This window comes from Cryobacterium sp. SO2 (assembly GCF_026151165.2).
In the GTDB taxonomy this organism is placed as follows: Bacteria; Actinomycetota; Actinomycetes; order Actinomycetales; family Microbacteriaceae; genus Cryobacterium.
Map to the genome: position 1 here is coordinate 2,099,191 of NZ_CP117849.1, position 18,931 is coordinate 2,118,121.

The 18,931-nt window shown below is 69.4% G+C and carries 20 protein-coding genes; all 20 read right to left on the reverse strand.

Annotated features, from left to right (window positions below; genetic code table 11):
• Nucleotides 1–111 precede the first annotated feature (111 nt).
• A complete protein-coding gene (gene lgt / locus BJQ94_RS09645; RefSeq protein WP_265400991.1) occupies nucleotides 112–1,077 on the reverse strand; it encodes a prolipoprotein diacylglyceryl transferase in 966 nt (321 codons plus the stop codon).
• A gap of 165 nt (nucleotides 1,078–1,242) precedes the next feature.
• Complete coding sequence (gene trpA, locus BJQ94_RS09650; protein WP_265401157.1) at nucleotides 1,243–2,019, reverse strand: tryptophan synthase subunit alpha; 777 nt, start codon at nucleotides 2,017–2,019, stop codon at nucleotides 1,243–1,245.
• A gap of 59 nt (nucleotides 2,020–2,078) precedes the next feature.
• On the reverse strand, nucleotides 2,079–3,305 hold the full coding sequence (gene trpB, locus BJQ94_RS09655; RefSeq protein ID WP_265400990.1) for a tryptophan synthase subunit beta: 1,227 nt from the start codon (nucleotides 3,303–3,305) through the stop codon (nucleotides 2,079–2,081).
• Nucleotides 3,306–4,088 carry an indole-3-glycerol phosphate synthase TrpC gene (gene trpC / locus BJQ94_RS09660; protein WP_265400989.1) on the reverse strand — a complete coding sequence of 261 codons (783 nt, stop codon included), beginning with the start codon at nucleotides 4,086–4,088 and terminating at the stop codon, nucleotides 3,306–3,308.
• A gap of 4 nt (nucleotides 4,089–4,092) precedes the next feature.
• Entirely contained in the window at nucleotides 4,093–4,314 is a 222-nt protein-coding gene (locus BJQ94_RS09665) for a DUF6704 family protein (protein WP_265400988.1), read from the reverse strand.
• Nucleotides 4,315–4,381: 67 nt separating this feature from the next.
• The gene (locus tag BJQ94_RS09670) at nucleotides 4,382–4,990 is read right to left on the reverse strand and encodes a Trp biosynthesis-associated membrane protein (RefSeq protein WP_265400987.1); all 609 of its coding nucleotides are present in this window, start codon (nucleotides 4,988–4,990) and stop codon (nucleotides 4,382–4,384) included.
• Nucleotides 4,991–6,514: an anthranilate synthase component I gene (locus tag BJQ94_RS09675; protein ID WP_265400986.1), complete on the reverse strand. Its 1,524-nt coding sequence runs from the start codon at nucleotides 6,512–6,514 to the stop codon at nucleotides 4,991–4,993.
• Nucleotides 6,511–6,888 (reverse strand): phosphoribosyl-AMP cyclohydrolase, encoded by a 378-nt coding sequence (gene hisI, locus BJQ94_RS09680; RefSeq protein WP_265400985.1) that lies wholly within the window; start codon nucleotides 6,886–6,888, stop codon nucleotides 6,511–6,513. The genes BJQ94_RS09675 and hisI overlap by 4 nt, the downstream gene beginning before the upstream one ends.
• Nucleotides 6,885–7,649: an imidazole glycerol phosphate synthase subunit HisF gene (gene hisF, locus BJQ94_RS09685; RefSeq protein WP_265400984.1), complete on the reverse strand. Its 765-nt coding sequence runs from the start codon at nucleotides 7,647–7,649 to the stop codon at nucleotides 6,885–6,887. The genes hisI and hisF overlap by 4 nt, the downstream gene beginning before the upstream one ends.
• 23 nt (nucleotides 7,650–7,672) lie before the next feature.
• Nucleotides 7,673–8,512, reverse strand: coding sequence for an ATP phosphoribosyltransferase (hisG, locus tag BJQ94_RS09690; RefSeq protein ID WP_265400983.1), 840 nt, complete (start codon nucleotides 8,510–8,512; stop codon nucleotides 7,673–7,675).
• Nucleotides 8,513–8,562: 50 nt separating this feature from the next.
• Nucleotides 8,563–8,826 (reverse strand): phosphoribosyl-ATP diphosphatase, encoded by a 264-nt coding sequence (locus BJQ94_RS09695; RefSeq protein WP_265400982.1) that lies wholly within the window; start codon nucleotides 8,824–8,826, stop codon nucleotides 8,563–8,565.
• A gap of 81 nt (nucleotides 8,827–8,907) precedes the next feature.
• The gene (rpe, locus tag BJQ94_RS09700; RefSeq protein WP_265400981.1) at nucleotides 8,908–9,573 is read right to left on the reverse strand and encodes a ribulose-phosphate 3-epimerase; all 666 of its coding nucleotides are present in this window, start codon (nucleotides 9,571–9,573) and stop codon (nucleotides 8,908–8,910) included.
• A gap of 72 nt (nucleotides 9,574–9,645) precedes the next feature.
• Nucleotides 9,646–11,100, reverse strand: a complete 1,455-nt coding sequence (locus BJQ94_RS09705) for a transcription antitermination factor NusB (RefSeq protein WP_265400980.1) — start codon at nucleotides 11,098–11,100, stop codon at nucleotides 9,646–9,648.
• On the reverse strand, nucleotides 11,097–12,014 hold the full coding sequence (fmt, locus tag BJQ94_RS09710; protein ID WP_265400979.1) for a methionyl-tRNA formyltransferase: 918 nt from the start codon (nucleotides 12,012–12,014) through the stop codon (nucleotides 11,097–11,099). The genes BJQ94_RS09705 and fmt overlap by 4 nt, the downstream gene beginning before the upstream one ends.
• Nucleotides 12,015–14,150: a primosomal protein N' gene (locus tag BJQ94_RS09715; protein WP_265400978.1), complete on the reverse strand. Its 2,136-nt coding sequence runs from the start codon at nucleotides 14,148–14,150 to the stop codon at nucleotides 12,015–12,017.
• A gap of 13 nt (nucleotides 14,151–14,163) precedes the next feature.
• On the reverse strand, nucleotides 14,164–15,357 hold the full coding sequence (metK, locus tag BJQ94_RS09720; protein WP_265400977.1) for a methionine adenosyltransferase: 1,194 nt from the start codon (nucleotides 15,355–15,357) through the stop codon (nucleotides 14,164–14,166).
• A 64-nt stretch (nucleotides 15,358–15,421) separates the two neighbouring features.
• Complete coding sequence (gene coaBC, locus BJQ94_RS09725; protein WP_265400976.1) at nucleotides 15,422–16,693, reverse strand: bifunctional phosphopantothenoylcysteine decarboxylase/phosphopantothenate--cysteine ligase CoaBC; 1,272 nt, start codon at nucleotides 16,691–16,693, stop codon at nucleotides 15,422–15,424.
• A gap of 30 nt (nucleotides 16,694–16,723) precedes the next feature.
• Entirely contained in the window at nucleotides 16,724–16,981 is a 258-nt protein-coding gene (gene rpoZ, locus BJQ94_RS09730) for a DNA-directed RNA polymerase subunit omega (RefSeq protein WP_066595628.1), read from the reverse strand.
• Nucleotides 16,982–17,121: 140 nt separating this feature from the next.
• The gene (gmk, locus tag BJQ94_RS09735; protein ID WP_265400975.1) at nucleotides 17,122–18,042 is read right to left on the reverse strand and encodes a guanylate kinase; all 921 of its coding nucleotides are present in this window, start codon (nucleotides 18,040–18,042) and stop codon (nucleotides 17,122–17,124) included.
• Nucleotides 18,035–18,928, reverse strand: coding sequence for an orotidine-5'-phosphate decarboxylase (gene pyrF, locus BJQ94_RS09740; protein WP_265400974.1), 894 nt, complete (start codon nucleotides 18,926–18,928; stop codon nucleotides 18,035–18,037). Before pyrF ends, gmk begins: the two co-directional genes overlap by 8 nt.
• Nucleotides 18,929–18,931: the final 3 nt, after the last annotated feature.

Here is an 18,931-nt window from a genome sequence, read left to right on the forward strand (position 1 = left end):
CGTCCTCACAAAATGACTGGCAGGTGGGGACGACGTTGGCCCGCGGGAAGAGGAGATGCCGGCCGCCCGAAATGTGGGGCGGAAACCGTGGACCGGGTGGGATGACCTCGGTTAGGGGCGGGAGTCGGTTGTGCTTGTGGCGTCGACGTCGCGTGATTCAACGGGTTCAGCAGCCTCATCGCCGTGATCCTCGAGCTCGGAATCGGTTTCACCAGATTCTACCTCAGGGTCGACCGGCTTCCACTCGCGGCCCGGCAGGTAGGGGCTCAGTTCGAGTCCGGTGTGCCTGCGGCTCTGCACGATGATGATGACCAGGCCGAGGACGACGGCGAACAGCGCGGCCCAGACGTTGGTGCGCAGGCCGAAGAAGATCTCGCTCGGGTCGACGCGGATCGATTCGAACACCGTGCGGCCGGCGCCGTACCAGATCAGGTAGACGCCGAAGGCCGAGCCCCAGCGCAGTCGGAACTGGCGTTCGAGCAGCAGGATCACGGCGACGCCGACGAGGTTCCAGACGATCTCGTAGAGGAAGGTGGGGTGGAAGAGGGTGCCCTCTGGCAGGCCGACCGGGTAGGCGGGGTTGTCGGGCGAGATTTCCAGGCCCCAGGGCAGGGTGGTGGGCAGGCCGAACAGTTCGCTGTTGAACCAGTTGCCGAGGCGGCCGAAGGCCTGGGCGAGGAGCATTCCGGGAGCCAATGCGTCGGCGAACGACCAGAACCGGATACCGGAGCGGCGGCAGCCGATGTAGGCGCCGACGGCGCCACCGAGCAGGGCGCCGAAGATGGCGATGCCGCCCTTCCAGACCGCGAAGACGTCCCACAGGTTGGCACCGTCATAGAAGTAGTCGTTGGGGTGCGTGAGCACGTGGAAGATCCGCGCGCCGACGATGCCGAGCGGCACCGCCCACAGGATGATGTCGAGCACCACTCCCGGCTCGGCCCCACGTTTGGTCAGCCGACGGGAGGTCAGGGCGGTCGCGGCGAAGATCCCGACGAGGATGCAGATCGCATACGCATGGATGCGGAAGATGCCCAGGTCGAAGTAGCTCCACTCGGGGCTCGGAATGCTCAAGTGCACGACAACAACCTTTCATCGTGACCGGGTGGCCACTGGGAGCCGGTCGATCGACCGCCTCGGATAATTTACCTTAGATCGCCACGTGCGATATTCACCGGCCACTGTTCGGCTGGAACAGTGGCCGGTGCGCGGCGGACGCCACCGACTGGCTAGACGGCAGCCTGGCTAGACGGCAGCGCGGATGTCGCGGGCGCCGGCGGCGAGTTCCGCCGCGAGACGCGCCACAGCGGCGACTCCCCCGTCGGAGAGAGCCTTCACCAGTGCAGAACCGACGATGGCGCCGTCGGCGTACTCCAGAACTTCGCGCACCTGGGCTGGCGTGGAGATGCCCAGGCCAACGCAGGCACTGGTCGAGCCGGCCTCACGCAGTCGGGTGACGAGCACGCGCGCGGCGGAGTCCACGTCGCTCCTGGCGCCGGTGATACCCATGGTGGAGACGGCGTAGACGAAACCGCGGCTCTGAGTGACGGCCTGCACGAGGCGTTCGTCCGAGGACGACGGCGCGGCGAGGAAGACCCTGTCGAGGCCCGCGCGTTCGCTGGCGGCCAACCAGGCCTGCGCGTCGTCCGGAATGAGGTCGGGCGTGATGAGCCCGGCTCCCCCTGCGGCGGCGAGATCGTCGGCGAACCTGTCGACGCCGTACTGCAGTACCGGGTTCCAGTAGGTCATGATCAGCACCGGGGTGTCGACCTGCGCCGTGATCGCGGCGACGGCCTCGAATCCATGGCGGAGACGGAACCCGTTGGCCAGGGCCTGCTGGGTGGCGGCCTGGATGACAGGGCCGTCCATGACGGGGTCGGAATACGGCAGGCCCAGTTCGATGATGTCCACGCCGCTCTGCGCGATCGCGACGGCGGCATCGACGCTGTCGGTGAGGGTGGGGAACCCGACGGGCAGGTAGCCGATCAGGGCACCGCCGCCGGCGGCCCTGCGCGCGGCGATGGTGGCTTCGACGCTGCTGGTGGTACCGGTGCCGGCGGCGCCGGTGATGGATGGGTTCGTCACAGTTGCTGCGCTCCAGCGTCGAGTAGGTCGAAGTAGCGGCCGGCGGTTTCCATGTCCTTGTCGCCGCGACCGCTGAGGTTGACGAGGATGATCGAATCCGGTCCGAGCTGCTTGCCGAGCTCCAGCGTTCCCGCCAGGGCGTGCGCCGACTCGATGGCGGGGATGATCCCCTCCGTGCGGCTGAGCAGGCGCAGCGCGTCCATGGCCTGCGCATCCGTGACCGGCAGGTAGGTGGCGCGGCCGATGCTCGCGAGCCAGGCGTGTTCCGGCCCGACCCCCGGGTAGTCCAGGCCGGCGGAAATCGAGTGCGACTCCACGGTCTGGCCGTCCTCGTCCTGCAGCATCATGCTGCGGGCGCCGTGCAGCACGCCCGGCCGGCCTTTGGTGAGGGTCGCGGCGTGCCTGAGGCCTTCGATGCCTTCTCCGCCGGCTTCGTAGCCGTACAGCGCCACCTCCGGGTCGTCGAGGAAGGCGTGGAAGATCCCCATCGCGTTGGAGCCGCCGCCGACACAGGCCGTGACGGCGTCGGGCAGCCGGCCGGTGAGGTCGAGCACCTGCTGCCTGGCCTCCTCGCCGATGATCTTCTGGAAGTCCCGCACCATGGCGGGGAACGGGTGCGGGCCGGCAACGGTGCCGAACACGTAGTTGGTGGTCTCCACGTTCGTCACCCAGTCGCGCATGGCGTCGTTGATGGCGTCCTTGAGGGTACGCGAGCCGGTCTTCACCGAGACGACCTCGGCACCGAGCAGGCGCATGCGCGCCACGTTGAGCGCCTGTCGTTCGGTGTCGACCTCGCCCATGTAGACGACGCAGTCGAGCCCGAAGAGGGCTGCGGCGGTGGCCGTGGCGACGCCGTGCTGGCCGGCGCCGGTCTCGGCGATCACGCGCTTCTTGCCGATGCGCTTGGTGAGGAGGACCTGGCCGAGCACGTTGTTGAGCTTGTGCGACCCGGTGTGGTTGAGGTCCTCACGCTTGAGGATGATGCGCGCACCGCCGCCGTGGGCGGCGAAGCGGGGCACCTCGGTGATCAGCGACGGGCGACCGGTGTAGCTGCGGTGCAGCTCGGTCAGCTCGGCGGCGAAGGCCGGGTCGGCCTTGGCGAGCTCGTACTCGGCGGAGAGCTCGTCGAGAGCTGCCACCAGGGACTCCGGCACGAATCGGCCGCCGAAATCGCCGAAGTAGGGGCCGGATTGTGCGCGAAGGGAATCTGTACCGCTGGACATCTATACCGCCAAGAATTCGGTGAGGGTGAGAATGGGATCGCTGGTGACGAGTGCTTCACCGACCAGCACGACGTCGGCGCCCGCTGCCCGGTAGTGGGCGACGTCCGCGGCGGTCTTGACCGCGGACTCCGCCACCCGGATGACGCCGGAGGGGATGCGGTCGGCCAGGCTCGCGAAGAGGTTCTGGTCGAGTTCGAAGGTGCTCAGGTCTCTGGCGTTGACGCCGACGAGGTTGGCTCCGACGTCGAGCGCCCTGTCGACCTCGTCGGCGCTGTGGGTCTCGACCAGCGGGGTCATCCCGAGTTCGAGCACCAGGGAGTGCAGGGAGCCGAGGGTGGCCTGGTCGAGTGCGGCGACGATCAGGAGCACGAGGTCGGCTCCGGCGGCGCGCGCTTCCAGGACCTGGTAGGCGTTGCCGATGAAGTCCTTGCGCAGCACCGGGACCGCCACGGCTGTCCTGACCTGTTCGAGGTCGTCGAGCGAACCGAGGAACCGGCGCCCTTCGGTGAGGACGCTGATGGCGCTGGCGCCGCCGAACTCGTACGACACGGCCAGTGCGGCGGGGTCGCTGATCTCGGCGAGGGCGCCCCGGGACGGGCTGGCCCGCTTGACCTCGGCGATGATCTTCACCCGGTCAGACGGTGCGAGCGCGTGCAGGGCGTCCAGCGCGGGCGCGCGTCCGATGGCGTCGGCTTCCAGGGCCGCGAGCGGCCGGTCGAGGCGGCGCGTCTCAGCGTCGGCCAGCGAACCGGCGAACAGTTCGGCGAGAAGGTCGCTGGTCACGTAGTCAGTGACTTCCGTCGACCGACGCCGCGCCGTAGCCGGCCTTCGCCATGATCCAGCCGGCGGCCAGGCCGACGAGCAGGAGGACCACGGAGGCCCAGACGAGCCACACAACCTCGAAGAAGAATGCGACGGTGCCGATGCTGAACGCGATCAGCATGATGGTGACTGCGGTCCAGGCCGCGGTCGAGTGGCCGTGGCCGGGGTCTGCCGACTCGAAGCTCATGGTTCTCCTCAGGTAAATGGGCGTGCTGGACAATTCTAGCTTGCCGGGGTAACGGTGGGCCGCCTGGTCAGGCGGTCGGGTCGTCCCCGCGGGTGAGCCCGTCCCAGTCGTCGACGGCATCGCGCGGACGGGTCTGGCCGGTCGCGGCATCCGTCACCGGTGCGAACCGGGTGGCCTCGTAACGCGAGGTGGGGCCGGGCCAGCGCTTGGCCGTGACGCAGACCATGAGCCCGACGAGGAGCATCAGGACGCCGGCGGCCAGGGCCAGGAACGGCCAGGGGGTCAGCGCGGCGCTGCTCACCGCCGCGCGGGTGGAATCGTTGCCGGCGATGCCCGTCGCGGTGGTGACAGCGGCAGAGCTGGCGCCGACCGGGTCCGCGATCGCCAGCGCGGCGGAGAGGATCACACTGACGCCGAGCAGCACCTCGAGCAGGCCGAGCACGATCCGGATCACGACACCGGCGATGGTGAGGGCGCCGGCCAGGGCCAGCCCGGCCAGGGCCAGTGCGGTCAGGCCGGGGGCCGCTATGGTTCCACTCACGTCGAGGACCTGCTCGGTGGTGCCGTCGGCGGCGAGCCGCACGATCGCCCACACCTGGGTCCAGGCCAGCAGCGCGATACCGCTGGCCGCGATCACGGCCAGGACCAGCATCGGCTTGATGCGCTTGGACGACATTCAGTGCACCCGGGTCATCGTGTTGGCCACGGCCACCGCTCGCAGCGGCGCGGCCGCCTTGTTCTGCGACTCCTGGTACTCCGACGCCGGGTCGGAGTCGGCGACGAGGCCACCGCCGGCCTGCACGTATGCGACACCGTTCATGATCGTGGCGGTGCGGATGGCGATGGCGAGGTCGGCGTCGCCGGCGAAGCCGAAGTAGCCCACCACTCCCCCGTAGACACCGCGCTGGGCAGGTTCGAGGGCGTCGATGATCTCCAGCGCGCGCGGCTTGGGCGCGCCGGAGAGCGTGCCGGCTGGGAAGGTGGCCCTGAAGACGTCGATCGCGCTCATCTCGGGCAGTAGATCACCCTCGACCGAGGAGACCAGGTGCATGATGTGGCTGAACCGTTCGATGCGCATGAACTCGGTCACTTCGACCGAGCCGGCCCGGCAGACCTTGAGCAGGTCGTTGCGGGCGAGGTCGACGAGCATCAGGTGCTCTGCGCGCTCCTTGGGGTCCCCGGCCAGTTCGGTCTCGAAGTCGGCGTCGGATTCCGGGGTGGCGCCGCGCGGCTTCGATCCGGCGATGGGGTGGGTGAACACCCGGGTATTGGCCACCTTCACCAGGGCCTCAGGGGACGAACCGACGATGGAATACGGCTCGCCCGTGGTCGATTCGAGGCTGAGCAGGTACATGTACGGGCTCGGGTTGAGGCTGCGCAGCACCCGGTAGACGTCGATCGGGTCGGCCGTGCACTCCTGGTCGAAGCGTTGCGAGATGACGACCTGGAAGATGTCGCCGTCGACGATGTGCTGCTTGGAGGTGTCGACGGCGCCGAGGAAATCGGCCCGTTCGGTGCGGTACACCGGATTGGCCGGCGTGGACAGGTCGACCTCGGACACGAAGGCCTCCGCCGGCTGGGTGAGCCTGGCCTGCAGGGCGTCCAGGCGCGCCTGGGCGGCGGGCCAGAGGGCATCCGTGGGTTCGGTACCGTCGTTGAGCACGTTGGCGATCAGCTGCACGGTGCCGAACTTGTGGTCGATCACGACGAGGTCGGCGACGAAGCTGAACGCCTGCCCTGGCACCGTGTAGTCGGCGGGCGGACGGTTGGGCAGCCGTTCGATCTGGCGGATGGCCTCCCAGCCGATGAACCCGACGAGACCGCCGGTCAGCGGCGGATGCTCGGCTAGGCGGGGCGTCTGCCAGCGCTGGTACAGGTAGGCGAGGGCGTTCAACGGAGCGAGGTCGGTGGCGCCGCCGAAGGCCCGCTCGGCGGAGATGCCGTAGTCGAGCCAGGCGGTGTCGTCGCCGGACTGGGTGAGCACGCCGAATGACGACACCCCCACGAAGGAGAACCTGGACCAGATGCCGCCCTGTTCGGCGGATTCGAGCAGGAAGCTGCCCGCGGTGCCGTTGGCGAGCTTGCGGTAGATGCCGACGGGGGTCTCGCCGTCGGCGAAGAGTTCCCGGATGACCGGGATCACCCGGTGTTCACCCAACAGGGCCGAGAAGGCCTCCGGGATGGTCGAGCCTGCGCTCATCGGGACTCCTCCACGTTCTCGGTGGGCATGGCGAGAACTGTCACGTCGATGCCACGCCCGTCGAAACAGGTGCGGGTGCCCGTGTGGCAGGCCGCGCCGATCTGTTCGACCTGCACGACGAGGGTGTCGGCGTCGCAGTCCAGGGCGGCCGACCGCACGAACTGGGCATGCCCGGAGGTGTCGCCCTTGCGCCAGTACTCCTGGCGGCTGCGGGACCAGAACGTCACGCGTCCCTCGGTGAGGGTGCGGCGGAGGGCCTCACGGTCCATCCAGCCGAGCATCAGCACCTCGTGGGTGTCCCATTGCTGGATCACGGCGGGCAGCAGCCCGTCCGCGGAGAAGAGGGCGGAGTCCAGAGCGGCGTCGACGTTCATCGGCGCACCACCATTCCGGCGTCGGCAAGCTCACGCTTGACGTCACCAATCGTCAGGTCTCCACTGTGGAAGACGGAGGCGGCCAGCACGGCGTCGGCTCCTGCCGTGATCGCCGGCGGGAAGTCTTCGACGCGTCCTGCGCCGCCGGAGGCGATCACGGGAACCGAGCTGAGCTCCCGCATGATCGTGATGAGTTCGAGGTCGAAGCCGGCCTTGGTGCCGTCGGCGTCGATGCTGTTCACCAGCAGTTCGCCCGCGCCCAGTTCGATGGCCTGTCTGGCCCAGGCCAGGGCGTCGAGGTCGGTTTCGGTGCGGCCACCGTGTGTGGTCACAACGAAGCCGGACGGGGTGCGGCCGCTGCGCTTGACGTCCAGGGAGAGCACGAGCACCTGGGCGCCGTACCTGTCGGCGATCTCGGAGATCAGGGCGGGCCGGGCGATGGCGGCGCTGTTCACGCCGACCTTGTCGGCGCCGCTGGCCTGCAGGCGGGAGACATCGTCGACGCTACGGATGCCGCCGCCGACGGTGAGCGGGATGAACACCTGTTCGGCGGTGGCGCGCACCACGTCGTAGGTGGTGGACCTGTCGTCGACCGTGGCGGTGACGTCGAGGAAGGTGAGTTCGTCCGCGCCCTGCTCGTAGTAGCGCTTGGCGAGTTCGACGGGATCGCCGGCGTCGCGCAGGTTCTGGAAGTTGACACCCTTGACGACACGGCCGTTGGCCACGTCGAGGCACGGAATCACTCTGACGGCGAGGCTCATGGGTACGTGTCCGTTTTCTGGGCTTACAACCGGGCGTTGTGGATGGACGTGACGAGGATGGCGCGGGCACCGAGTTCGTACAACCGGTCCATGACGCTGTTGGTGTCCAGGCGCGGGATCATCACCCGCACGGCCACCCAATTCGGGTCGCGCAGCGACGAGATCGTCGGGGACTCGATGCCGGAGGCGGCCTGGCAGGCGGCGTCGAGGTTGTCGACGTGCACGTCGTAGTCCACCAGCACGTACTGACGGGCCACCAGCACGCCCTGCAGGCGTCGCAGCAGGGTGTTGATGCCCGGGTTCTCGTTCTCGGAGGTGATCAGGACGGCCGTGGACTCGAGGATGACGGGACCGAAAATCTGCAGGCCGGCCTTGCGAAGGGTGGAGCCGGTGGAGACGACGTCGGCGACGGCATCCGCGACGCCCAGCTGAACGGCGGACTCGACGGCGCCGTCGAGGGTCACGAGGTTCACGGTAACGCCGTGCCCGGCGAGGAAGGTGCCGACGAGGCCGGGGTAGCTGGTGGCGACGCGCAAGCCCTCGAGGTCGGTGAGGTCGGTGAACCGGCCGGCGGGGCCGGCGAAGCGGAAGGTGGAGTCACCGAAGTCCAGGCTGGCGATCTCGGCGGCGGTCGAGCGGGAGTCCAGGAGCAGGTCGCGGCCGGTGATGCCCACGTCCAGTGCGCCGCTGCCGACGTAGGTGGCGATGTCGCGGGGACGCAGGTAGAAGAACTCCACGTCGTTGTGCGGGTCGGCCACCACCAGGTCGCGCGGGTCGCGGCGGCCGTTGTAGCCGGCCTCTGCGAGCATCTGGGCGGCGGTCTCCGCGAGCGAGCCCTTATTGGGCACAGCGATTCTCAACATGTCAATCTTTCTCAAGCTGGTGGGGTGGTCTTTCCGGTGAGGTTGTGACATCACAGATGTCGGTACACGTCCTCGGGGGAAAGCCCCTTGGCCACCATCATCACCTGCAGGTGGTAGATCAACTGCGAAATCTCTTCCGCGGTTTCGGTGTCGCTCTGGTATTCGGCAGCCATCCAGACCTCGGCGGCCTCCTCGACGATCTTCTTGCCGATCGCGTGGATGCCGGCGTCGAGTTCGCGGACGGTGCCGGAGCCTTCCGGCCGGTCTACGGCCTTCTGGCTCAGCTCAGCGAACAGGTCGTCGAAAGTTTTCACCTGTACAGGCTACCGGTCCGGCAGGCCCGGTGAGCGCGCAGCTGGTGCGCAGGCCGGTGCACAGGCCGCTCGCCCGGTCGGCTAGTGGGTGTGGGAGTGCACGTCGGCCGCCGCCCGGAGGCTGGCGATCCGCGTGGCCGGGTCGCCGTTGAAGACGCTCGATCCGGCGACGAAGGTGTTCGCCCCTGCCGCGGCAGCCTGAACAATGGTGTCCTCGGTGATGCCGCCGTCCACCTGTAGCCACACGTCGAGCCCGCTGGCCTTCACGGCGTCGGCGAGGAGGCTGAGCTTGGGCATGGTCGAGGCCATGAAGCTCTGCCCCCCGAAGCCGGGTTCGACCGTCATCACGAGCACCTGGTCGAACTCGGCGAGGAGCTCGAGGTACGGCTCGACGGGGGTGCCGGGCTTGAGCGCGATGCCGGCCCTGGCTCCGATGGAGCGAAGGGTCCTGGCCAGAGCGACGGCATCGGCGGCGGCCTCGGCGTGGAAGGTCACGGAGTACGCTCCCGCCTCCGCATAGGCGGGAGCCCAGCGGTCGGGGTCGTCGATCATCAGGTGGATGTCCAGCGGGATGGGCGACACCTGCAGCAGGCGTTCGACGACGGGCAGACCGATCGTCAGGTTCGGCACGAAGTGGTTGTCCATGATGTCGACGTGGGCGAGGTCGGCGGTGCTGATCCGACCGAACTCCCGCTCGAGGTTGGCGAAGTCTGCGGCCAGAATGCTCGGGTTGATCCGGGTAACCATGGTTTCACCCTACCGAATCGGCACTCCCCCGCTTCGCCCGCCTCCGCTGCCTGACAGCCTCGATTGCTCCGCCTAGTCGGCCTGGCGCTGAAGCAGGGTGATGAACATGGCGTCGGTGCCGTGGCGGTGCGGCCAGAGCTGGACGCTGCCCGGGTCACCGGCCAGGTCCAGCGGATGCACGGCGAGGCCCTGCAGCACGGCGGCGGTGTCGAGCGACACGATCTTGTCGCCCCAGGCCTTCCTGGCGGTAGCCACGATCCCCCTGGTCTCCGCGATGTGCGGTGAACAGGTGACGTAGGCGAGGATCCCGCCGGGCTTGAGGGCGCCGAGGGCGGCGTGGATCAGCGCGGACTGCAGGTCGGAGAGTTCGGCGACGTCCTTGGGCTGCTTCCGCCAGCGTGCCTCCGGCCGGCGGCGCAGTGCCCCCAGGCCGGTGCAGGGGGCATCGAGCAGGATCCGGTCGAAGACCTCGGGCTGGTCCTCACCCACCCAGGTGCCGTCCATCTCCCAGACCGGCACGTCGGCGGGGACGGCGGCCAGCGCGGCGCGCACGAGCTGGGCCCTGGCGGGCACGACCTCGTTGGCGACGAGGCTGGCGCCGCCGTTCAGAGCTTCGGCGGCGAGCAGGGCGGCCTTGCCGCCGGGCCCGGCGCAGAGGTCGAGCCAGCGCTCCCCCGCCACGATCGGGCGCGCCCGGCTGAGCGCGAGGGCGGCCAGCTGGGAACCCTCGTCCTGCACCCGCAGTCGGCCGGCGCTCTCCTTCATGAGGTGGTGCGGATCGCCACCGCCGAGCACAAAACCGGTGGGCGAGAACTCGTTGGCATCGCCGAGTTCGGCCGTCGCCTCTGCGAGCCCGGGCAGGGCCACCATGTTCACCCGCGGTGCGGCGTTGTCGGCGTTGAGGAGCTCCTCGAGCTCGTTCTCTCGGCCTTCCTGGCGCAGCGACTGGCGGAAGGCGCGGACGACCCACACCGGGTGCGAGTAGAGCGCGGCGAGGGCGTCGTCCGGGGTGCTCGTGTCGGCGAGGATGCGTTCGCGCCACTCGTCGGCGCTGACCCGCGCGATGGCGCGCAGTACCCCGTTGGTGAAGCCCGTGGCCGATCGCGAGCCCACCTGGCGGGCAAGCTCGACGGATTCGTTGACGGCGGCGTGGGTGGCGACGCGGGTGGCCAGGAGCTGGTGTGCGCCAAGCCTGAGCACGTCGAGGATGGCCGGATCGATGGCGGTGACAGGGCGGCCGGCGGCCTCGGCGATCACCCTGTCGTAGAAGCCCTGCATGCGCAGTGTGCCGTAGGTGAGCTCGGTGGCCAGCGCGGCATCCGCGGTGTTGAGCGCGGCGCGCTGGATGCGGGTGGGCAGCAGCAGGTTGGCGTACGCGTCGTCTTCGCGGACCGCGGCGATGACCTCGTAGGCGACCCGGCGGGCGGGCTGGACCACGTAGCTCGGTCGGGTGTCCTGGCGGGGAGGCCTGGACGGGCCGGTGCGGTCCCGGTTGGGGCGTGCACCGCGCTGGTCGGAACCGCTCATGAGGCGATCACCTCGGTTGCTGCCACTCCGCGCCACCAGTCGATTGCTTTCATTGCGGTTTTTCCTGCCGGTTGTACGGTGATGAGTTCGAGCGGCTCCGTGCCGGTGCCGATGAGAACCCGTTTGTCGATCTCGCTGATCCGGCCGGGCCCGAGACGGGGCTGGCCGTGCGTGGGGGCCACGTCGTGGAGTTTGAGGCGCGCGCCGCCGATCTCGGTGAAGGCGCCGGGCTCCGGGGTCACGCCGCGGATGATCGCGTGGATCCGGTCGGCGGGGAGTGTCCAGTCAACCCTGGCGTCGTCGAGGGTGAGCTTGGGGGCGAGGGTGACCTCCCCGGTCTGTTCGACGGCCTCGATGGTGCCGGCGGCGAGGTCGTCGACCACGCGGCGCAACAGTTCGGCGCCGCTGCGGCTCAGGCTGTCCAGCACGGCGCCGGCCGTGGCGTGCCGGCCGATCGGGGTGCTGAGCTGGGCGAACACGGCCCCGGCGTCGAGCTCGGCGACGAGCTGGAACACGGCGGCACCGGTTTCGGTGTCTCCGGCCATGATGGCGCGCTGCACGGGCGCCGCGCCGCGCCAGCGGGGCAGCAGGGAGAAGTGCAGGTTGACCCAGCCCAGCCGGGGGGCGGAGAGCAGGGGTTCCCGCACCAGGCCGCCGTAGGCGACGATCACGCCCAGATCGGCGTCCAGCCCGCCGATCGTCTCGGTGGCGGTCGCGTCGAGCCGGTTCGCCTTGATCACGGGCAGCCCGAGGGCCTCGGCGGCGGCGGCCACCGGTGACGGCGTGAGCACGCGCTTGCGGCCGAGGGCGGCGTCCGTGCGGGTGACGACGGCGGCGATCTCATGGTTCGAGGAGGCCAGGAGGGTCAGGCTGGGCACGGCGACCTGTGGGGTCCCGGCGAAGACGAGTTTCATTTACAGCAGCTCCGGGTCGTCGAATCGTACTCTGAGTGTAGGCGCAGGGCGGAACGCGGCGCCCTTGGGCTTCCGGCGGCTGGCCGCGTTCCGCACGATCGCGGCCTTGAGGGTGCGGGCGACCTCGTCGCCGAGCGGGTAGCCGAACCGCACGATGGCACGGACGAGGGCGGGTCCGCTGCGCGCGTGTCCCGTGCCGCCGGACTGGCCGGTGCCGGGCGCCGCACTGCCCGGCTCGTGCGCCACCGGGCCGAGCACGTCCAGCCCGGGCAGGTCGGCCAGCGACTCGAGTGCGGTCTCCACCTCGGCGCTGGTCCCCGTGACGGAGGCCACGCGGACGGCCGGCGGGAAACGTAGTTGCCGGCGGTCGGCGAGTTCCGCGGCGGCGTATGGTCCCGGTTGCCAGGTATTAAGGGCGTGGGCGAGAGCGCCGCCCACGCCGGCGAGCAGCACGGACGCGCCCGGCGCGGCCAGCGCCGCGGCGTTGGCCCACCAGCGGAGGCAGTCCTCGCCGACCCGCAGGGACTCGCGGGCGAGCATCCGTTCGCCGTCGAGCAGCAGGATCGCGCTGTACCCGTTGCGGGGTATCGGTTCGGCGCCGCGGGTGGCGATCACGAGAGCAGGCTCTGGGCCGATCGTCTGCACGGTGTGGTCGCCGTCGGCGACGATCACGCGGGAGCCGGGGAAGGCCCGGCCGAGTTCCTCTGCGGTGCGGCCGGTTCCCACCGTCACCACGCGCAACTGAGTGGCCTCACAGTGCGAGCAGCGCCAGCCGGCGGCGAGGTGGCCGCACCAGCGGCAGGCCGGGGTGGCGTTGGCTGACGCCTGTGCCAACGGGCCCTGGCAGCGGGTGCAGCGGGCGGACTGCCCACATGCGCGGCAGGCGAGCATTGGAGCGTACCCGGGGCTGGCGACCTGCACCAGAACGGGTCCGGTGCGCACGGCCTCTTTCGCGGCCAGCCAGGCTGCGGACGGGATGCGTGCCGCCCTGGCCTGGGCGTCGGGCTCGGCTTGGAAGGTGGTGGGAATCACCCGGGGGTGGCTGTCCCTGGTGGGGTGCACAGCTCGCAGCCAGCCGATTTCGATGAGACGTTCGGTCTCGACGCTGCGTGAGTGGCCGATGAACACCAGGGCACAGTCGGCGGCCTCGCGGCGGATGAGCGCGGCATCGCGGGCGTGCACGTAAGGGCTGAGTTGTTCGCCGTAGAGCGGGTCGCCGTCGTCCCAGATCACGATCAGGCCGAGCTCGTGGGCGGGGGCGTACACGGCGGACCGGTTGCCGACGATGATCCGGGGACGGCCCTCGAGCAGACTGAGGAACCCGCGGTAGCGGTCGGGATTGGCCTGCCGGGCGTCGACCCGCACCACGTCGTCCGCGGGCGCAAGCATCGCCAGGGCGGCCTGCAGTTGGTCCTGGTCGCGGAAGTCCGGCGTCACGAGGATGCTGCTCTTGCCCTGCCGGAGAGCCGACACGGCGAGCTCGGCCATGGTGATGGCCCAGGTGCCGACTGTGCTGCCGGTGTCCTCCGCACCGGGCAGGCGCACCAGGTGGGGCACAGCGGCGATGTGCACCCGCAGCCGTTCCGCCACGATGGTGCCGAGGGTCTCGGGCGGATACTCGGCGAACCCGGGTTCGGCCAGGAGGACGGCATCCGAGTCGGCAGTCGGTGCGGTCGTCGGGACGGGTGCCCGCACCGCGGAGGCCGCGAGCCAGGCCTTCTCCACCCGCACGGCGCGAGGCGGAACGGCCAGGCGAATGATGTCGCTCGCGTTGCCGGCGGCACGGTCGGCGAGCCGTCTGGCGAGCTGCCAGACCGGGTCGGTGAGCACGGGAACGGCGGACACGATCGAGTCGACCGGGCTGAGGGTGCCGCTGAAGCCGGTGTCCGCACCGGCACCGGCACCGTCGAGGGTGGTCGCGCTCTCTCCGCGAGGTGGGGCGACCGTGTTCGGGTCGATCAGCTCGATGAGGTAGCCGTCGGCCACCCGGTTGGCCGATCGCAGCGGAACGCGCACCCGCACGCCGGGCCGGGCGATCGACACCAGCTCATCGGGGATGGCGTAGTCGAAGAGGTGGTCCAGCTGCGGCAGCGGCGAGTCGATCAACACCCGTGCGATAAGACCGGTGCGAGTCATCTGCGGCCTGGCTTCAGAGCCCGGCTGCGCTTCTCAGGTCGTCGACTCGGTCGAGCCTCTCCCAGGTGAAGTCGGGCAGTTCTCGTCCGAAGTGCCCGTAGGCCGCCGTCTGTGCGTAGATCGGCCGCAGCAGGTCGAGGTCGTGGATGATGGCCGCGGGTCGCAGGTCGAAGACCTCCCGGATCGCGGCCGTGATGTCTGCGTCCGGCAGGGTGCCGGTGCCGAAGGTCTCGACGTAGAGGCCCACAGGGGACGCGGTGCCGATGGCGTACGCCACCTGGATCTCGAGGCGTTCGGCCAGCCCGGCCGCGACGGCGTTCTTGGCGACCCAGCGCATGGCGTATGCGGCGGAGCGGTCGACCTTGGACGGGTCCTTACCGCTGAAGGCGCCGCCGCCGTGCCGGCTGGATCCGCCGTAGGTGTCGATGATGATCTTGCGGCCGGTGAGGCCGGCGTCACCCTGTGGGCCGCCGATCTCGAAGCGGCCGGTGGGGTTGACCAGGGTGCGCAGGCTGCTCGCGTCGAGGTCGACTCGCTCCAGGACCGGCTTGATGACCAGCTCGGCGATGTCGGCGCGCAGCTTCGCGGTGGTGACCGAGGGTGCGTGCTGGGTGGACAGCACAACGGTCTCGACGGTGCGCGGCACAATGCCGTCGTAGCCGATCGTGACCTGGGTCTTGCCGTCCGGGCGCAGGTAGTCCAGCTCGCCGGACTTGCGCACCTCGGCGAGGCGTTCGGCCATGCGGTGTGCGATCCAGATGGGGATCGGCATGAGTTCGGGGGTCTCGCGGGTGGCGTAGCCGAACATGATGCCCTGGTCGCCGGCGCCCTGACGGTCGTAGTCGTCGAGGCTGGCCTGCTCGCGGCTCTCATAGGCGTCGTCGACGCCCTGGGCGATGTCGGGTGACTGGCCGCCGATGGAGATCTCGACGCCGCAGGAGCGGCCGTCGAACCAGACGTCGGAGGAGTCGTAGCCGATGTCGGTGATGCACTTGCGCACGATCGACGGGATCTCGACGTAGCCGGCGGTGGTCACCTCGCCGGCGACGTGCACGAGTCCGGTGGTGACGAGGGTCTCCACGGCCACCCGGCTCTGCGGGTCTTCGGTGAGGAGAGCGTCGAGGATGCTGTCCGAGATCTGGTCGCAGATCTTGTCGGGGTGGCCTTCGGTGACCGACTCCGAGGTGAAGAGGCGAAGATCGCTCATCGGGGTACGTCTCAATTCTTGGTGTAAAGGTTCTGCGGTTGATGTGTAGCAGGCTGAAGCGTGACTAGCGGGTGCCGGCGACGACGACGATGCTGTCGAGGATACGGTGGGCCACCGACAACTTCGTGCCGGAGGCCTCCATCACTATATCTCCGGCGAGATCGAGCACCTCGATCTCGTTACGTTCGGTGGCGAAACCCTGGGTCCAGCCCACCCGGTTGAGCACCAGCAGGTCGCAGCCCTTGCGCTGGATCTTGGTGCGGCCGAGCTCCCGGCGGAGCACGTCATCCGGTTCGGTCTCGGCCGCGAAGCCCACGATCAGCTGGCCGGGGTGCCGTTCTCGCACCAGTCCGGCGAGGACGTCGGGGTTGCGTACGAGCTCCAGCGCCAACCTGTCCCCCGCCACGTCTTTCTTGATCTTGTCCGCCTGCACCTCGGCCGGCCGGTAGTCGGCGACGGCGGCCGCCATGATGATCACATCGGCGGATGCGGCGGCCGCCAGCATGGCCTCCTGCAGGTCGAGGGTGCTGCTGACGGTGTGCACCTGGATGCCGGCGGGAACGGGCACCTCGAGGTGTGCGGCGACCAGTGTCACGGTTGCGCCGCGGGCCAGCGCGGCTTCGGCCAGGGCGACGCCCTGTCGTCCGCTGGAGCGGTTGCCGAGGAACCGCACGGGGTCGAGCGGTTCGCGGGTGCCGCCGGCGCTGATCAGCACGCGACGACCGGTGAGGTCGGCGCTCGCGTCGATGGCGCGCGTCTCGTGGGCGCGCGTCTCGTGGGCGCGCGTCTCGTAAGCGCGCGTGTCGTAAGCACTGAGCGCCGCGGCCACGATGGTCTCGGGTTCTTCCATCCGGCCGGGGCCGGAGTCGGCGCCGGTGAGCCGGCCGATGCCGGGGCCCACGATGGTGACGCCGCGCGCGCGCAGGGTGGCGATGTTGGCCACGGTGGCGGGGTTGTTCCACATCTCGGTGTGCATGGCCGGTGCGATCACGAGGGGGGCCGTGCTGGCGAGGATGGTATTGCCCAGCAGGTCGTCGGCCAGGCCGAGGGCGATCTTGGCGATGCTGTTGGCGGTGGCGGGAGCGATCACGATGAGATCGGCGGACTGCCCGATGGCCACGTGCCGCACCTCGGCGACACCCTCGTAGAGGTCGGTGTGCACGGTGTTGCGTGAGATGGCCTCGAGGGTCGGCTTGCCGACGAACCGCAGCGCCGCTTCGGTGGCGACGACGTGCACATCGTCCCCGAGCAGCACAAAAGCGCGCACGACGTTGACGGCCTTATAGGCAGCGATGCCGCCGGTTATCCCGACGACGATCGTGCGACCAGTCGACATCCTGCGCGCTGAAGTGGTTATGTCGTCGAGTTACTCGACGATGGGCTTCGAGGTGAGCTTGTCCTCGTTGATCTCGCGCAGGGCCACGGAGAGCGGCTTGTCGTCGACGGTGGAGTCGACGAGCGGTCCGACGTTGTCGAACAGGCTGCCTTCGTGCAGGTCTGCGTAGTAGTCGTTGATCTGGCGGGCGCGCTTGGACGCGAAGATCACCAGGGCGTACTTGGAATCGACCTTGGTCAGCAGGTCGTCGATGGGCGGGTCAATGATGCCAGTGGGCTTGTTGGGCACGCTGTCACACTCCTCTTCATGCAGTTCAAGCAAAATGTACGGGCTACGCGGTGTCACGCCGGGGGTGTCCATGGCCGGAAACCTTGACGATTGCCACGATGATGCGTCTATTCGACGCGGGAATTCAAGTACGGCAGGCGCTACGACGGCGTCGCTGTCTTGCGAATCTGCATCAAGTCTACGACTTCTTCGGCTGCTTCGGCCACGTCGGTGTTCACGACACGGTAATCGAACTCGCCCTGAGCGGCCAATTCGAGCTTCGCGGTCTCGAGTCTGCGGGTCTGTTCCGCGGAATCTTCGGTGCCCCGGCCGATCAGGCGACGCACGAGTTCATCCCAGCTGGGCGGCAGCAGGAAGACCAGACGGGCCTCCGGCATCGCCCGGCGCACGGCGCGGGCACCCTGGATGTCGATCTCCAGGAGCACGCTGTTGCCGTCGGCGATCGCGGCCTCGACCGGGCCGCGCGGGGTGCCGTACCGGTAGGCGTTGTGCACGGTGGCGTACTCGAGCAGGTCGCCGGCGGCGATCATGCGGTCGAACTCGGCGTCGTCCACGAAGAAGTAGCTGACACCCTCCACCTCGCCGGCGCGGGGCGCCCTCGTGGTGGCGGAGACCGACAGGTGAACTTCGGGGTGGTGCTCGCGGATGTACGCGGCGACGGTGCCCTTGCCGACGGCTGTGGGCCCGGCAAGCACGACGAGGCGAGAGTCCGGGGATCCCCGGCGGGTGGCGGGCCGGGCGGCGAGGAAGTCGCGCAGTCGGTCGCGCTGGTGCTTGCCGAGGCCGCCCAGGCGCTTGGACGGGGAGATCTCGAGTCGGGTCATGATGCGCTGCATCTTGGTGACGCCGATGGCCGGGATGCTCACGAGCAGCTCGGTCACGCGCAGCCGCCCCTCGACCCCGTTGGGGTCCTTCACTGCGGCGGCGAGCACGTCGAGCGACGTGCGCTCTCCTGCTGCGACCTGGGCCTTGACGGCGGCGCGGGCTCGTCTCGCCGCGACGGCGGCGCGGGAGGCCGCGACACGGTCGACGTCGGGTGGGGTAGGGCGATTGTCAGCCACGGGTCGCTCCAGCTTCGGTTACTCGGCGTGTTATCTCTGCGGCTACATGGTCTGGACCTGCCGACAACACGCTGCGCGATTCACTCACGATAACGCCTTGAGCGTATCCGCCAAACAAACTGGTCAGATCGGTGGGATTCGCGCCCTGATGGCCGAAGCCAGGGGCGAGCACCGGAGTGACGACGGCGGACGCCGGGGCGTGGATGTCGATGCCGAAATCTTCGAGCGCGACCGTGGCGCCGAGCACGACGCCGACGGAACCGAACGTACCCGTCGCGGCGCTACCGGCGGCGTTGATGTCCGTCACCGCCGCGAGCACCGACGCGGCGACGGTCAGGCCGGCCTGCGCGCCCCCGGCGAGGACGGCCTGCTGCAGGGTCGCGGCTTCGGGGTTGGAGGTCGCGGCCAGCAGGAAGAGGCCCTTGTGCTCCGCGGTGGCCAGCGCGATCGTGCTGGCGAGCGATCCGACGCCCATGTACGGGTTCACGGTGATGGCGTCGACCTCGAGCGCCGAGCCCGGGCTGAGCCAGGCCTGACCGTACGCCTCGACGCTGGTGCCGAGGTCGCCGCGCTTGACATCGGCGATCACCACCAGGCCGGCGTCACGAGCGTCGCTGAGCACCCGTTCGAGGGCAGCGTAGCCGGCGGAGCCGAAACGCTCGTAGAAGGCCACCTGGGGCTTCACGATGCCCACCAGACCCGCAGACGCTTCGACGACGCGGCGACCGAAGCTCTCGGCGCCGTCGGCGCTGTCCGGCAGGCCCCAGTCGGTCAGCAACCAGGAGTGCGGGTCGATTCCGACGCAGAGCCTGCCGAACCTGTCGAACGCGCCCTGAAGGCGTTCGCCGAAGGTTCCGGTCCGTTCGACCGATTCGGCTCGGCTCACAGC